The following is a 14,447-nucleotide window of genomic DNA, read 5'->3' on the forward strand; positions in this document are numbered from 1 at the left end:
GCGCCGGGTGGGTGTCGGGTTTACGTGGCTGGGGGAAAGTCTGCGGGGGTTCGTTACGTTGCCGACGGAATACGTAGATATCGGGCACGTAGCTTCGTTGACGTCGCGCCGCAGCGAAGCAACGAACGACATCGAGGAGAGCCCCCACCATGCGCAGCACTCGCCGTACCGCACGTCGCACGACCCTCCGTACCGCCGCCGTTCTGACGGGGGCGGCCGCCGTTCTCGCCGTACCGGTGGGGGCCGCGTTCGCCGATTCGCCGGCGGGCCCGGGGGCGGAGTCGGAGGCGTCGCCGGGGGTTGAGCGGCCGACCGCCGAGCCGACGGACCCGACCGGGCCGGCCGTGCCGGAGACGACTCCGCCGGTGACGACTCCGCCGGTGACGACGCCGGCGGAGCCGACGCCGACGACGCCGACGACGCCCGCGAAGCCGACCAAGCCGACCAAACCGGTACGGGCCTTCGTGGCCACGGTGAAGTTGGCCGACGGGTCGGTCGCCAAGGTCTACAAGATCGGCGATCGCCACTTCGAGGCCGATATCCTCGCCGGCTCCACGAAGCTGGACACGCTGGTCAGCAGGGGCGGTGCGGCGGCGTACGGGCAGAACAACGGGCTGCACGTCGTGCTCCAGCCGGACGGCACCGTGAGGTCGTGGATGGAGGGCGGGGAGAAGCCGAAGCCGGTTGAGGACAGGGTGACCTCGGTGCGGGTGACGATGCCCGACGGGCGGATCGCGAAGCTGATCGACGGGCCCGGCGGCAAGCGGGCGGTCATCTCCACGCCGAACGGCAACGTGCTGGGCACGATCGACCTGAAGCACCCGAGCGTGCTGAACGACGGCTGGACGTACAAGCTCGTCCAGGACGGCAAGCGCGGCGTGAAGTTCGTCGTCATCGACGGGAAGAGCGGTGGGAACAGCTGGGTGTACGACTTCGGCAGCGGGAAGCTGATCGAGAAGTACACGGTCGGGGAGAAGCGGAAGAAGACGGTGCCGGTGCCGGTGCCGGCCGCTGAGGGGCGTGTCGTGCCGAAGGGTGGCGTGAAGGCCGGGGCGGAGGGTGTCGGCGGGGCCGGTGGGACGGACGCGCCGCACCTGGTGGCTGCGGGTGGGGGGATGGCGGCGGTCGGCGCGGCCGGGCTGGGCTTCGCCGTGCTGCGGCGGGCGTAGTCGGGGGCCGCTGCGCGGGGCCGTCCCCCACCCCGCCCCTTCCCGAAACCGGGGGCGAGCCCCAGGCCCCCGGAACACGGAACGGCCGGTCCCCCTGACGGGGACCGGCCGTTCCGGCGTTCCTGCCCGGCGCCTACTTCGCGCCCGACCCCTCCGAAGCCTCGACCTCGGCCTCAGCAGCAGCGCCCTTCGACTCCGCCGCGGCCTTGTCCGCCTCGGCCTCAGCGCCCTTCGCCTCAGCCTCGGCCGGCTCGGCCTCAGCCGCAGCAGCCTTCGGCTCCGCCGCGGGAGCGGCGTCCGCCTCCGGCGTGGCCGCCTCGGCGGCGGGAGCAGCCGCAGCCTCAGCCGCCGGAGCAGCTTCCGCCTTCGGCGCGGCCTCGGGCTCGGCGGCGGGAGCAGCCTCAGATTCCGCCTCGGCCGCAGGAGCGGCCTCGGCAGCGGCGGCGGCGTCCGCCTTCGCCGCGGGAGCGACGTCAGCGGCTGCCGTCGGCTCCGCCTCGGTCGGCTCGGCCTCCGCCTCGGCGGCCTCTGCCTCGGCGGCGGCCTTCGCCGCGGCCTCTGCTTCCGCCTTCGCGGCAGCGGCGGCGGCGGCCTTCGCGGCGGCGGCCTCGGCCTTGGCGGCCGCAGCCGCCTCCGCCTCGGCGGCAGCCGCAGCGGCCTCCGCCTCGGCCAGCGCCAGCGCAGCCGCCTCGGCCTCCGGGTTCTTCACCGACTCCAGGAGCAGCTGGGCCACGTCCACGACCTGGACGTGTTCCTTCGCCTGGCCGTCGTTCTTCTTGCCGTTCACCGAGTCCGTCAGCATGACCAGGCAGAACGGGCAGGCCGTCGAGACGATGTCCGGGTTCAGGGACAGGGCCTCGTCGACGCGCTCGTTGTTGATCCGCTTGCCGATGCGCTCTTCCATCCACATGCGCGCGCCACCCGCGCCACAGCAGAAGCCGCGCTCCTTGTGGCGGTGCATCTCCTGCTGACGCAGGCCCGGCACGGCCGACATGATCTCGCGCGGCGGCGTGTAGACCTTGTTGTGCCGGCCCAGGTAGCACGGGTCGTGGTACGTGATCAGCCCGTCGACCGGCGTCACCGGCAGCAGCCGGCCCTCGTCGATCAGGTGCTGAAGCAGCTGCGTGTGGTGGATGACCTCGTACTCGCCGCCCAGCTGCGGGTACTCGTTCGCGATGGTGTTGAAGCAGTGCGGGCAGGTCGAGACGATCCGCTTTGTCGACTTCGGCTTCTTCGTGGCCGGGTCGTCGTCGTCCTCGCCGAACGCCATGTTCAGCATCGCCACGTTCTCCTGGGCCAGCTGCTGGAACAGCGGCTCGTTGCCCAGACGGCGCGGGGAGTCACCCGTGCACTTCTCGTCGCCGCCCATGATCGCGAACTTCACGCCCGCGATGTTCAGCAGCTCCGCGAAGGCCTTCGTGGTCTTCTTGGCGCGGTCTTCGAGGGCGCCCGCGCAGCCGACCCAGTAGAGGTAGTCGAACTCGGAGAGGTCCTCCGCGTCCTTGCCGATGATCGGGACCTCGAAGTCCACCTCCTTGGTCCACTCCACGCGCTGCTTCTTCGCGAGGCCCCAGGGGTTGCCCTTCTTCTCCAGGTTCTTGAGCATCGTGCCCGCCTCCGACGGGAACGCGCTCTCGATCATCACCTGGTAGCGCCGCATGTCGACGATGTGGTCGATGTGCTCGATGTCGACCGGGCACTGCTCCACGCACGCGCCACAGGTCGTGCAGGACCACAGCACGTCGGGGTCGATGACGCCGTTCTCCTCGGCGGTGCCGATGAGCGGGCGCTCCGCCTCCGCGAGGGCGGCGGCGGGGACACCGGCGAGCTGCTCCGCCGTGGCCTTCTCGTTGCCCTCCATGTCCTTGCCGCCGCCCGCGAGCAGGTACGGGGCCTTGGCGTGCGCGTGGTCGCGCAGCGACATGATCAGGAGCTTCGGGGACAGCGGCTTGCCGGTGTTCCAGGCGGGGCACTGCGACTGGCAGCGGCCGCACTCGGTGCAGGTGGAGAAGTCGAGGATGCCCTTCCAGGAGAACTGCTCGACCTGGGAGACGCCGAAGACGTCGTCCTCGCCCGGCTCCTCGAAGTCGATCTCCTTGCCGCCGCTCGTCATCGGCTGGAGCGCGCCGAGCGCCGTCGCGCCGTCCGCGTTGCGCTTGAACCAGATGTTCGGGAAGCCGAGGAAGCGGTGCCAGGCGACACCCATGTTGGTGTTGAGCGAGACGACGATCATCCAGATCAGCGAGACGCCGATCTTGATCATCGCGGTGAAGTAGATGGCGTTCTGCAGCGCGCCGAGCGAGAGCCCCTTGAAGGCCAGGACCAGCGGGTACGAGGCGAAGTACGCCGGCTCGTACGAGTCCACGTGGTGGATCGCGCCCTCAAGACCGCGCAGGCACAGGATCGCGAGGCCGATGGTGAGGATCACGTACTCGACGAAGTACGCCTGCCAGGCCTTGGAGCCCGTGAAGCGCGACTTGCGGCCCGCGCGGGAGGGCAGCGACAGCAGGCGGATGGCGATCAGCACGGCGATGCCGAGGATCGTCATGATGCCGATGAACTCGATGTACAGCTCGAACGGCAGGAAGTTCCCGACGATCGGCAGCACCCAGTCCGCCTGGAAGAGCTGGCCGTACGCCTGCACCAGCGTCGGAGGCAGCGTCAGGAAGCCGATCGCGACGAACCAGTGGGCGAACCCGACGATGCCCCAGCGGTTCATGCGGCTGTGGCCGAGGAACTCCCGGACCAGGGTGATCGTTCGGGCCTTGGGGTCGTCCGTGCGGCTGCCTGCCGGCACGGGCTGACCGAGCTTCACGAACCGGTAGATCTGCGCCACGGCTCGGGCGAGCAGCGCGACGCCGACCACGGTCAGGACCAGCGACACGATGATCGCGGCGAGTTGCATGGAGGGGCTCCTCGGGCGGCATTACTAAGCGGTAACTTATTCAGTCAAGGCTTGAGGTTACCCATTCCCGACGCCGCAATGTAGCTGAGCGCGCGGTGATCTGTGTCGCTCAGGCTTGCCTATGCCGCGGCCCGCGCCGGCCTGTGCCGACCTACGCCGACCCACGCCGACCCACGCGGACCCGCGCCGGCCTACGCCGACCTGTGCCGACGGGCCGCCCGGGGGGTCTGGGCCAGGATCGCGAGATCCATCCCCAGCCAGTGGCTCTCCACATAGTGTCGGTCCAGGAGGGCCATTTCCTCCCACGGGAGGTCGGACCGCGCGCTCACCTGCCACAACCCCGTCATTCCCGGTTTTACGAGGAGCCGGTCCGGGCGGTCCGTACCCGGCCCCGGGCGCGGCCCGACCAGGGACATCTCACCCCGGAGCACGTTGACCAGCTGCGGCAGCAGGTCCATCGCGCACCGCTCCACCGCCGTCCCGACACGGCCCGCCCCCGCGTCCGTCCGCAGTCGCCAGGTCCGGAACGGCCGCCCCCCGAGTCCGACCGCCGGCTCCCGCAGGAAGACCCGCCCGCCCTGGCCGACGTACAACAGCCCGGCGGCCACCAGCAGCGGTACGGCGAACACGCCGAGCAGCAGCAGCGCCCCGAGCAGGTCCACGACCCGCTTGGCCGGGCAGGAGGGGATGCGCGCGGGGCGCATCCGCAGGGCGGGGGCGAGGCGCCGGATCGCGGGCGGTGCGAACGACGGCAACGACAACGGCATGCACGCACCGTGCCGTGTGTCTCCGACGGGTGGGTGGTGCCGCGCAGCGGCGGCCACCGAGCATCCCCCGCTCGGCCCCGCGCGGGCCGGCGTCGGGCGCCCCCTCGCGGCGAGCGTGCCCGGCCGCGCCCGGGCCGGCGGGTCCGGGGGCCGTCGGGGTGTGCGGGTGCGCAGGTGAGCGTAAGGCTGCCGTAAAAGTTGAGTCCCTTAGGCTCACCTCTGTTGACGCAAGCGCCGCGTTGCGGCATGGTTGAGTCCGTTGCACTCAAGTCAGCTGGAGGAATTGAAATGGCACGTGCGGTCGGCATCGACCTGGGCACCACTAACTCCGTCGTCAGCGTTCTCGAAGGCGGCGAGCCCACCGTCATCACCAACGCCGAGGGCGCCAGGACCACGCCGTCCGTCGTCGCCTTCGCCAAGAACGGCGAGGTCCTCGTCGGCGAGGTCGCCAAGCGCCAGGCGGTCACGAACGTGGACCGGACCATCCGCTCCGTCAAGCGCCACATGGGCACTGACTGGAAGATCAACCTGGATGGCAAGGACTTCAACCCGCAGCAGATGAGCGCCTTCATCCTGCAGAAGCTGAAGCGCGACGCCGAGGCGTACCTGGGCGAGAAGGTCACGGACGCGGTCATCACCGTCCCGGCCTACTTCAACGACTCCGAGCGTCAGGCGACGAAGGAGGCCGGTGAAATCGCGGGCCTGAACGTCCTGCGCATCGTCAACGAGCCGACCGCCGCCGCCCTGGCGTACGGCCTCGACAAGGACGACCAGACCATTCTCGTCTTCGACCTCGGTGGCGGCACCTTCGACGTGTCGCTGCTGGAGATCGGTGACGGCGTCGTCGAGGTGAAGGCCACCAACGGTGACAACCACCTCGGTGGTGACGACTGGGACCAGCGCGTCGTCGACTACCTGGTGAAGCAGTTCGCCAACGGTCACGGCGTCGACCTGTCCAAGGACAAGATGGCGCTCCAGCGCCTGCGCGAGGCCGCCGAGAAGGCGAAGATCGAGCTGTCCTCCTCCACGGAGACCTCGATCAACCTCCCCTACATCACGGCGTCCGCCGAGGGCCCGCTGCACCTGGACGAGAAGCTCACGCGCGCCCAGTTCCAGCAGCTGACGGCCGACCTCCTGGAGCGCTGCAAGACCCCGTTCCACAACGTCATCAAGGACGCCGGCATCGCGCTGTCCGAGATCGACCACGTGGTCCTGGTCGGCGGCTCCACCCGCATGCCGGCCGTCGCCGAGCTCGTCAAGGAGCTCACCGGCGGTCAGGACGCCAACAAGGGCGTCAACCCGGACGAGGTCGTCGCCATCGGCGCCACCCTCCAGGCCGGTGTGCTCAAGGGTGAGGTCAAGGACGTCCTGCTCCTCGACGTGACCCCGCTGTCCCTCGGCATCGAGACCAAGGGCGGCATCATGACCAAGCTCATCGAGCGCAACACCACGATCCCGACCAAGCGGTCCGAGATCTTCACGACGGCCGAGGACAACCAGCCGTCGGTGCAGATCCAGGTCTACCAGGGCGAGCGCGAGATCGCGGCGTACAACAAGAAGCTCGGCATGTTCGAGCTGACCGGCCTGCCGCCGGCCCCGCGTGGCGTCCCGCAGATCGAGGTCTCCTTCGACATCGACGCGAACGGCATCATGCACGTCACGGCCAAGGACCTTGGCACGGGCAAGGAGCAGAAGATGACCGTCACCGGCGGCTCCTCGCTCGGCAAGGACGAGGTCGACCGCATGCGCCAGGAGGCGGAGCAGTACGCGGACGAGGACCTGCGCCGCAAGGAGGCCGCCGAGTCCCGCAACCAGGGTGAGCAGCTCGTCTACCAGACGGAGAAGTTCCTCTCGGAGAACGCGGACAAGGTTCCGGGCGAGATCAAGACCGAGGTCGAGACCGCGATCACCGAGCTGAAGGACAAGCTCAAGGGTGAGGACGCGACCGAGATCCGCACCGCGACCGAGAAGCTCGCGGCGGTCAGCCAGAAGCTCGGCCAGGCCATGTACGCCGACGCCCAGGCCGCTCAGGCCGCGGGTGGCGCCGGTGAGGGCCAGCAGGCCAAGCCCGAGGACGACGTCGTGGACGCCGAGATCGTCGACGACGAGAAGCCGAAGGGCGGCGCTGCCTGATGTCGGAGGAGACGCCGGGCTTCGAGGAGAAGCCCGAAGTCCCCGCCGGCGCCACGCCTGACGACGCCGCCGAGCCGAAGGCCGCCGATTCCTCCGAGGAGGAGGCGGCGGCCCCGGCCGGGGACTCCACAGCAGCACGGCCCGCCGGCCAGGAGGCCGCCCTCCTGGCGCAGCTGGACCAGGCCCGTACCGCGCTGAACGAGCGCACCGCGGACCTCCAGCGGCTCCAGGCCGAGTACCAGAACTACCGTCGCCGGGTGGAGCGGGACCGCATCGCCGTCAAGGAGATCGCGGTCGCGTCCCTCCTGACGGAGCTGCTCCCGACTCTGGACGACATCGGCCGGGCGCGGGACCATGGCGAGCTGGTCGGTGGCTTCAAGTCGGTGGCCGAATCGCTGGAGACGGCCGCGGCCAAGATGGGCCTCCAGCAGTTCGGCAAGGAGGGCGAGCCCTTCGACCCGACGATCCACGAGGCCCTGATGCACTCGTACGCGCCGGATGTCACCGAGGACACCTGCGTGGCGATCCTGCAGCCGGGCTACCGGATCGGCGAGCGTACGATCCGCCCCGCGCGGGTCGCGGTCGCCGAGCCCCAGCCGGGTGCGGCCCCGGCCGCCAAGTCCGAGTCCTCGGAGGGCGAAGCACCGTCCGACAAGGACACGGATGCTCCCGAAAAGGGCTGACGCAGTACACGTAGGAGAACGAGAGGAGGGCCACCGGGGATGAGCACGAAGGACTTCGTCGAGAAGGACTACTACAAGGTCCTCGGTGTCCCGAAGGACGCCACCGAGGCCGAGATCAAGAAGGCGTACCGGAAGCTCGCCCGCGAGTTCCACCCGGACGCCAACAAGGGCGACGCCTCGGCGGAGGAGCGCTTCAAGGAGATCTCCGAGGCGAACGACATCCTCGGCGACGCCAAGCGGCGCAAGGAGTACGACGAGGCGCGCGCCCTGTTCGGCAACGGTGGCTTCCGCCCCGGGCCGGGCGGGGGCGGCGGCTCGTTCAACTTCGACCTCGGCGACCTCTTCGGCGGTCAGCAGCCGGGCGGCGCGGGCGGCGGCTTCGGCGGCGGCCTGGGCGACGTGTTCGGCGGCCTGTTCAACCGCGGCGGCGCCGGTCCCGGAACCCGGGTCCAGCCGCGCCGCGGCCAGGACATCGAGTCCGAGGTCACGCTGTCCTTCACGGAGGCGGTGGACGGGGCGACCGTCCCGCTGCGGATGTCCTCCCAGGCGCCCTGCAAGGCCTGTTCGGGCACCGGCGACAAGAACGGCACCCCCCGGGTGTGCCCGACCTGCGTCGGCACCGGCCAGGTCTCGCGGGGCAGCGGCGGCGGCTTCTCGCTGACCGACCCCTGCGCGGACTGCAAGGGCCGCGGTCTGATCGCGGAGACCCCCTGCGACGTGTGCAAGGGCAGCGGGCGCGCCCGCAGCTCCCGCACCATGCAGGTCCGGATCCCGGCGGGAGTCTCCGACGGCCAGCGGATCCGGCTGCGCGGCAAGGGTGCGCCGGGCGAGCGCGGCGGCCCGGCGGGTGACCTCTACGTCGTGGTCCACGTCGACAGCCACCCGGTGTTCGGCCGCAAGGGCGACAACCTGACGGTGACGGTCCCGGTGAGCTTCGCGGAGGCCGCCCTCGGCGCCGATGTCAGGGTCCCGACCCTGAACGGCCCGGCGGTGACGCTGAAGCTGCCGCCGGGCACCCCCAACGGCCGTACGATGCGGGCCCGCGGCAAGGGCGCGGTCCGCAAGGACGGCACCCGCGGCGACCTGCTGGTGACGGTCGAGGTGGCCGTGCCGACGGAGCTGTCGGACAAGGCGCGTGAGGCGCTGGAGATGTACCGCGTCGCGACCGAGTCGCACGACCCGCGCGCCGCGCTGTTCGAGTCCGCGAAGGGAGCATGACATGGACGGCCGCCGCAGACAGCCTCGATTCGGTAATGGGGCCTACGAACTCACTGACGAGACTCCGGTCTACGTGATCTCGGTGGCCGCCCAGCTCTCGGGCCTGCATCCGCAGACCCTCCGCCAGTACGACCGCCTCGGCCTGGTCTCCCCGGACCGCACGGCCGGCCGCGGCCGGCGCTACTCGGCCCGTGACATCGAGCTGCTCCGCACGGTGCAGGCGCTGTCCCAGGACGAGGGCATCAACCTGGCGGGCATCAAACGCATCATCGAGCTGGAGAACCAGGTCGCCGCGCTCCAGCAGCGGGTGGCCGAGCTCTCGGCCACCGTGGACGGCGCCGCGGCCGCCCTGCGGGCCCGTGAGGCCCAGGTGCACGCCTCGTACCGCCGGGACCTGGTTCCGTACCAGCCGCCGGTGCCGGGCAACGCCCTGGTCGTCTGGCGCCCCAAGCGCCCGACGGACTGACGGCGCCCGCACCCGCTCGTGACGAAGGCCCCGCCCGGGAATCCCGGGCGGGGCCTTCGTCACGCGTCGGTCCGCCCGTACAGCGGCCCTGGATCAGCACTTCGGCAGCTGTGAGGGGTCCCCGTGCAGGATCCCCGACTGGGCGATGAGGTAGCCCAGCTGCGCCCGGCTGCCGCTGCCCAGGGCGGTGGCCAGCTTCGCGATGTGCGCCCGGCAGGTCCGTACGTTCATCCCCAGCCGGCGCGCGATGGCCTCGTCGACGTGCCCCTCGATCAGGAGCTGCGCGATGGACCGCTGCACGCCGGAGATGCCCTCGGGCATGTGCGTGTACGTCACCTCGTCGCGCAACGGCACTGCACGGCGCCAGAGTTGCTCGAAGACCTTGATGAGATACTGCACGAGCCCCGGGTGACGCAGCTCCAGCGCCACCCGCCGGTCTTCGCTGACGGGGATGAAGGCGACGGTCCGGTCGAAGATGATGAGGCGCTCGATCAGCTCCTCCAGCGTGCGGATCTCAACCTTCCCGGTGGAGATGCGGTCCACATAGGCGAGCGTGCCCTGGCTGTGGCGCGCGGTGTGCTGGTAGAGGGTCCGGATGCTCACGCCCCGGTCGATCAGCGGCGCGTCGCGTTCCAGGGCCTCGCTGAGGACGAAGGACGGCCGGGCACCGCCCGGCTGGACGGTCAGCATCTCCGTGTGGCACTCGGCGGTGGCGAGGTCGAGTGCGGCGTTGATCTGGTCGAACCCCTCCAGCACGGTGATGGCGTGGGTGTTCGCGGGGCTCTGGGCGCTGATGGCGAGGAAAGGCTCGAATGCATCGGTGAGGTCGATGGCGGTGCGCCTGCGGTCCTGGATCTCACGTTCGAGTGGATGGAGGCGTTGGGCCAAAGCGACGGACGGGGGAACCGCGCGGAGCTGGTTCGCGTCATCCGGGTCGGGTCGCAGCAGACCGAATTCGAGCAGGCAGGGAGCGTTTGTCACTTCTCCCCTCGGCACCCGGCCGGTGCTCAGCGCCGCGGCGTACAGGCGTGCCCCGTCGTCGCACATGGCCGTCACGGGGTGGGGATGTGTCGGGTTTGTGTCGTTTATGGGCAAATCTCCACCCCCCAGGGTCCTGAACATGCAAGAACATGATGCATCGTCCCTGTGGCCGTAACGTGCCTGAATGAGCCATGGTCTGACGTGCGGGGGAGAGGATTCCATCAAGTGAGGACGAAGCCGACCATGTACAAGAGAATGCTTCGCTCGGCGCTTGCCGTTGTTTTCTCCGCTGTCGCGGTCTTTGGGGCAGTCAGCGTCGTCAATGGTGATGCGGGGAGCGCTCTGGCCAGTGACAGCGGTTGGAACACCACGCCGGCAGGGGAGTCGGACAGCGGTTGGAACATCGTGCCGACGGTGAAGTCGGACAGCGGTTGGAATGCCAAGCCGGCAGGCGAGGCGGACAGTGGTTGGAACACCACGCCCGTGAAGGCCGTCTGATGACCCCTGACGACCGTGACTTCCGGCGCGAGATGGCCTCGGCGTACCGGTCGGGATGGCAGTTCATCGACCTGGCCACGGCGATCCCGCACACCGGCGATTCGCTGATGGTCACCCTGTTCGGCCAGCCGATCGTCGTCGTGCGCGAGGAAGACGAAGACGTCCGTGCCTACCGCTGTCTGCGCCGCCCCCGCGGCGCGCCGCAGCCCGTCCGCTGCGAGGTCCGGTACGGCATGGTCTTCGTCAATCTCGATCAGCGCGACCACCAGCTCTTCGAACCCGACATCACCACCGCCACCCCCCGCAGTGCCTGACGCGATTCCCCCGTCGTTGCAGATCGCTCAGGCGCTTCCCCCACACAGCGGCGCCATCGTGGACCTGACCACGATGGCGCCGCTGTGATGTCCGCGTCCAGTGGTTGAACCGGACAATTAATCGAGGTCCTTTTCCGCCCGGTTCCACCCGGCCCGGTCGTACTCCCGCGTCACGCCCGTCCCATGGCCCGGTCCAGGGTGATCTCCACGACCACCCGGTCCGGGTTCGGCGAGGGCACCCGCCCGTACCGCTCCGCGTAGCGCGCCACCGCCTCGGCGACCGAGGCCTCGTCCGTGCGGACCACCGCGCGCCCCTCCAGGGTCGCCCAGCGGCGCCCTTCCATCTGGCAGACCGCGACCCGCGCCCAGCCGTCCGGGCCGGCCTCCTGCGCCGCCAGGACGTTGCGGACCTTCTTGCTGTGCTTGTTGCTGATCACCCGCGCGAGCCCGGCCTCCGGGTCGTACGTCACCCCCACCGGCACCACGTGCGGGCTTCCGTCGGGCCGCGGGGTGGTCAGGGTGCAGACGTGCCGCTCCCGCCAGAAGGCGAGGTACTCGGGCGTCGGGTTGAGTACGTCATGGCCTGGGTTCGAAACACGCATGCGCCGAAGCGTACGTCGGGCCGCCTTGAGTGGAATAGACTCAACTTTGTGCAGGTTGCCAATGTCAGAGTATGTGCACGACGCATGAACCGTACGGAGAGGAGAAGTCGCACGTGGATGCCGAGCTGACCAACAAGAGCCGGGACGCGCTGAACGCAGCCACCAGCAGGGCCGTCAAGGACGGGAACGCGGATCTGACCCCCGCACACCTCCTGCTGGCCCTGCTCGCCGGCCAGGACAACGAGAACATCACCGATCTGCTCGCCGCCACCGAGGCCGACCAGGCCGCCGTGCGCGACGGCGCGGAGCGGCTCGTCGCCGCCCTGCCCAGCGTCACCGGCTCCACGGTCGCGCCCCCGCAGGCCACCCGCGACCTCCTCGCCGTACTCGCCGAGGCCGACGCCCGGGCCGGGAAGCTGGGCGACGAGTACCTCTCCACCGAGCACCTCCTCATCGCCATCGCCGCCAAGGGCGGCGCGGCCGGTGAGGTCCTTTCCGCCCAGGGCGCGACGGCCGGCAAGCTGCTCGCCGCCTTCGAGAAAGCACGAGGAGGACGGCGGGTGACCAGCCCCGACCCCGAGGGCCAGTACAAGGCCCTGGAGAAGTTCGGCACCGACTTCACGGCCGCCGCCCGCGACGGCAAGCTCGACCCCGTCATCGGCCGCGACCACGAGATCCGGCGCGTCGTGCAGGTCCTGTCCCGCCGCACGAAGAACAACCCCGTGCTGATCGGCGAGCCCGGCGTCGGCAAGACGGCCGTCGTCGAGGGCCTGGCCCAGCGCATCGTCAAGGGCGACGTCCCCGAGTCCCTGAAGAACAAGCGCCTGGTCGCCCTCGACCTCGGCGCGATGGTCGCGGGCGCCAAGTACCGCGGCGAGTTCGAGGAGCGCCTCAAGACCGTCCTCGCGGAGATCAAGTCGAGCGACGGCCAGATCATCACGTTCATCGACGAGCTCCACACCGTCGTCGGCGCGGGCGCCGGCGGCGACTCGGCCATGGACGCGGGCAACATGCTCAAGCCCATGCTGGCCCGCGGCGAGCTGCGCATGGTCGGCGCGACCACCCTGGACGAGTACCGCGAGCGCATCGAGAAGGACCCGGCGCTGGAGCGCCGCTTCCAGCAGGTGCTGGTGGCGGAGCCGAGCGTCGAGGACACCATCGCGATCCTGCGCGGCCTCAAGGGCCGCTACGAGGCCCACCACAAGGTCGTCATCAACGACAGCGCGCTGGTGGCCGCGGCCACCCTCTCCGACCGCTACATCACCTCCCGCTTCCTGCCCGACAAGGCCATCGACCTCGTCGACGAGGCCGCGTCCCGGCTGCGCATGGAGATCGACTCCTCGCCGCTGGAGATCGACGAGCTCCAGCGCTCCGTGGACCGCCTGCGCATGGAGGAGCTGGCCCTGAAGAACGAGTCCGACCCGGCCTCGCTGGAGCGCCTCGACAAGCTCCGCAAGGACCTCGCGGACAAGGAGGAGGACCTGCGGGGCCTGACCGCCCGCTGGGAGAAGGAGAAGCAGTCCCTCAACCGGGTCGGCGAGCTCAAGGAGCGCCTGGACGACCTGCGCGGCCAGGCCGAGCGCGCCCAGCGCGACGGCGACTTCGACTCCGCCTCCAAGCTGCTCTACGGGGAGATCCCGACGCTGGAGCGCGAGCTGGAGGAGGCCACCGAGGCCGAGGCCGAGGCGTCCAAGGGGACGATGGTCAAGGACGAGGTCGGCCCCGACGACATCGCCGACGTGGTCGGCGCCTGGACGGGCATCCCGGCGGGCCGCCTCCTGGAGGGCGAGACGCAGAAGCTGCTGCGCATGGAGGGCGAGCTGGGCCGGCGCCTGATCGGCCAGGGCGAGGCCGTACGGGCCGTCTCGGACGCCGTGCGCCGCACCCGGGCCGGCATCGCCGACCCGGACCGCCCGACGGGCTCCTTCCTCTTCCTGGGCCCCACGGGCGTCGGCAAGACGGAGCTGGCGAAGGCCCTCGCGGACTTCCTCTTCGACGACGAGCGGGCCATGGTCCGCATCGACATGTCCGAGTACTCCGAGAAGCACAGCGTGGCCCGGCTCGTCGGCGCCCCGCCCGGGTACGTGGGCTACGAGGAGGGCGGCCAGCTCACCGAGGCCGTCCGGCGCCGTCCGTACTCCGTGGTGCTGCTGGACGAGGTGGAGAAGGCCCACCCCGAGGTCTTCGACATCCTGCTCCAGGTCCTGGACGACGGCCGCCTCACGGACGGCCAGGGCCGCACCGTGGACTTCCGCAACACCATCCTGATCCTGACCTCCAACCTGGGCAGCCAGTTCCTCATGGACCCGGCGACCTCGGCGGAGGACAAGAAGGCCAAGGTCCTGGAAGTGGTGCGGGGCTCCTTCAAGCCGGAGTTCCTCAACCGCCTCGACGACCTCGTGGTCTTCTCCGCCCTGACCCGGGACGAGCTGGCGCACATCGCCGAGCTCCAGATCGGCTCCCTCGCCAAGCGGCTCGCCGCCCGCCGGCTGACCCTGGACGTCACTCCCGACGCCCTCGCCTGGCTCGCGGACAAGGGCAACGACCCCGCCTACGGCGCCCGGCCGCTGCGCCGGCTGATCCAGACGGCGATCGGCGACCGCCTGGCCAAGGAGATCCTCTCCGGCGAGGTCAAGGACGGCGACACCGTACGGGTCGACGTGGCGGGCGAGGACCTGCTGGTCGGCAAGGCGCTCTGACGCCGTCTGATG

The 14,447-nt window shown here is 70.3% G+C and carries 11 protein-coding genes and 1 pseudogene; 8 read left to right on the plus strand and 4 right to left on the minus strand.

The annotated features are described in order from the left end of the window. Positions 1 to 149 precede the first annotated feature (149 nt). Positions 150 to 1,169 carry a hypothetical protein gene (locus tag OG982_RS15575; protein ID WP_266786435.1) on the plus strand — a complete coding sequence of 340 codons (1,020 nt, stop codon included), beginning with the start codon at positions 150 to 152 and terminating at the stop codon, positions 1,167 to 1,169. A 703-nt stretch (positions 1,170 to 1,872) separates the two neighbouring features. Here OG982_RS15575 and OG982_RS15580 read toward each other — a convergent pair. Both OG982_RS15580 and OG982_RS15585 read right to left on the minus strand, forming a co-directional pair. Further along, positions 1,873 to 4,074, minus strand: a pseudogene (locus tag OG982_RS15580) ((Fe-S)-binding protein); the annotation flags it as partial. Positions 4,075 to 4,265: 191 nt separating this feature from the next. Further along, complete coding sequence (locus OG982_RS15585) at positions 4,266 to 4,841, minus strand: sugar transferase (protein WP_323139258.1); 576 nt, start codon at positions 4,839 to 4,841, stop codon at positions 4,266 to 4,268. A gap of 288 nt (positions 4,842 to 5,129) precedes the next feature. On the opposite strand from OG982_RS15585, the gene dnaK reads away from it, so the two are divergent. From dnaK to OG982_RS15605, 4 genes are read left to right on the plus strand one after another with little or no spacing between them, the layout of a single operon-like run. Further along, positions 5,130 to 6,974 carry a molecular chaperone DnaK gene (gene dnaK, locus OG982_RS15590; protein ID WP_266786433.1) on the plus strand — a complete coding sequence of 615 codons (1,845 nt, stop codon included), beginning with the start codon at positions 5,130 to 5,132 and terminating at the stop codon, positions 6,972 to 6,974. After that, positions 6,974 to 7,657, plus strand: a complete 684-nt coding sequence (gene grpE, locus OG982_RS15595) for a nucleotide exchange factor GrpE (protein WP_266786431.1) — start codon at positions 6,974 to 6,976, stop codon at positions 7,655 to 7,657. Before dnaK ends, grpE begins: the two co-directional genes overlap by 1 nt. Before the next feature lie 39 nt (positions 7,658 to 7,696). Beyond that, positions 7,697 to 8,875, plus strand: coding sequence for a molecular chaperone DnaJ (dnaJ, locus tag OG982_RS15600; protein WP_266786429.1), 1,179 nt, complete (start codon positions 7,697 to 7,699; stop codon positions 8,873 to 8,875). A 1-nt stretch (position 8,876) separates the two neighbouring features. After that, the gene (locus OG982_RS15605) at positions 8,877 to 9,341 is read left to right on the plus strand and encodes a helix-turn-helix domain-containing protein (protein ID WP_266786427.1); all 465 of its coding nucleotides are present in this window, start codon (positions 8,877 to 8,879) and stop codon (positions 9,339 to 9,341) included. Between the two features lie 93 nt (positions 9,342 to 9,434). Here OG982_RS15605 and OG982_RS15610 read toward each other — a convergent pair whose 3' ends face one another. Then, a complete protein-coding gene (locus tag OG982_RS15610) occupies positions 9,435 to 10,463 on the minus strand; it encodes a helix-turn-helix transcriptional regulator (RefSeq protein ID WP_266786425.1) in 1,029 nt (342 codons plus the stop codon). A 102-nt stretch (positions 10,464 to 10,565) separates the two neighbouring features. Between OG982_RS15610 and OG982_RS15615 the strand changes: the two genes are divergently transcribed. Together OG982_RS15615 and OG982_RS15620 are read left to right on the plus strand one after the other, a co-directional pair. Then, the gene (locus tag OG982_RS15615; RefSeq protein WP_266948742.1) at positions 10,566 to 10,820 is read left to right on the plus strand and encodes a hypothetical protein; all 255 of its coding nucleotides are present in this window, start codon (positions 10,566 to 10,568) and stop codon (positions 10,818 to 10,820) included. After that, a complete protein-coding gene (locus OG982_RS15620) occupies positions 10,820 to 11,134 on the plus strand; it encodes a (2Fe-2S)-binding protein (RefSeq protein ID WP_214931074.1) in 315 nt (104 codons plus the stop codon). The genes OG982_RS15615 and OG982_RS15620 overlap by 1 nt, the downstream gene beginning before the upstream one ends. A 170-nt stretch (positions 11,135 to 11,304) precedes the next feature. Here the strand turns inward: OG982_RS15620 and OG982_RS15625 are convergent, their stop codons facing one another. Continuing rightward, positions 11,305 to 11,736 carry a pyridoxamine 5'-phosphate oxidase family protein gene (locus OG982_RS15625; protein WP_266786418.1) on the minus strand — a complete coding sequence of 144 codons (432 nt, stop codon included), beginning with the start codon at positions 11,734 to 11,736 and terminating at the stop codon, positions 11,305 to 11,307. Between the two features lie 113 nt (positions 11,737 to 11,849). On the opposite strand from OG982_RS15625, the gene clpB reads away from it, so the two are divergent. Further along, positions 11,850 to 14,435: an ATP-dependent chaperone ClpB gene (gene clpB / locus OG982_RS15630; protein WP_266786416.1), complete on the plus strand. Its 2,586-nt coding sequence runs from the start codon at positions 11,850 to 11,852 to the stop codon at positions 14,433 to 14,435. Positions 14,436 to 14,447 lie beyond the last annotated feature (12 nt).

The sequence above is a fragment of the Streptomyces sp. NBC_01551 genome (genome assembly GCF_026339935.1).
In the GTDB taxonomy this organism is placed as follows: domain Bacteria; phylum Actinomycetota; class Actinomycetes; order Streptomycetales; family Streptomycetaceae; genus Streptomyces.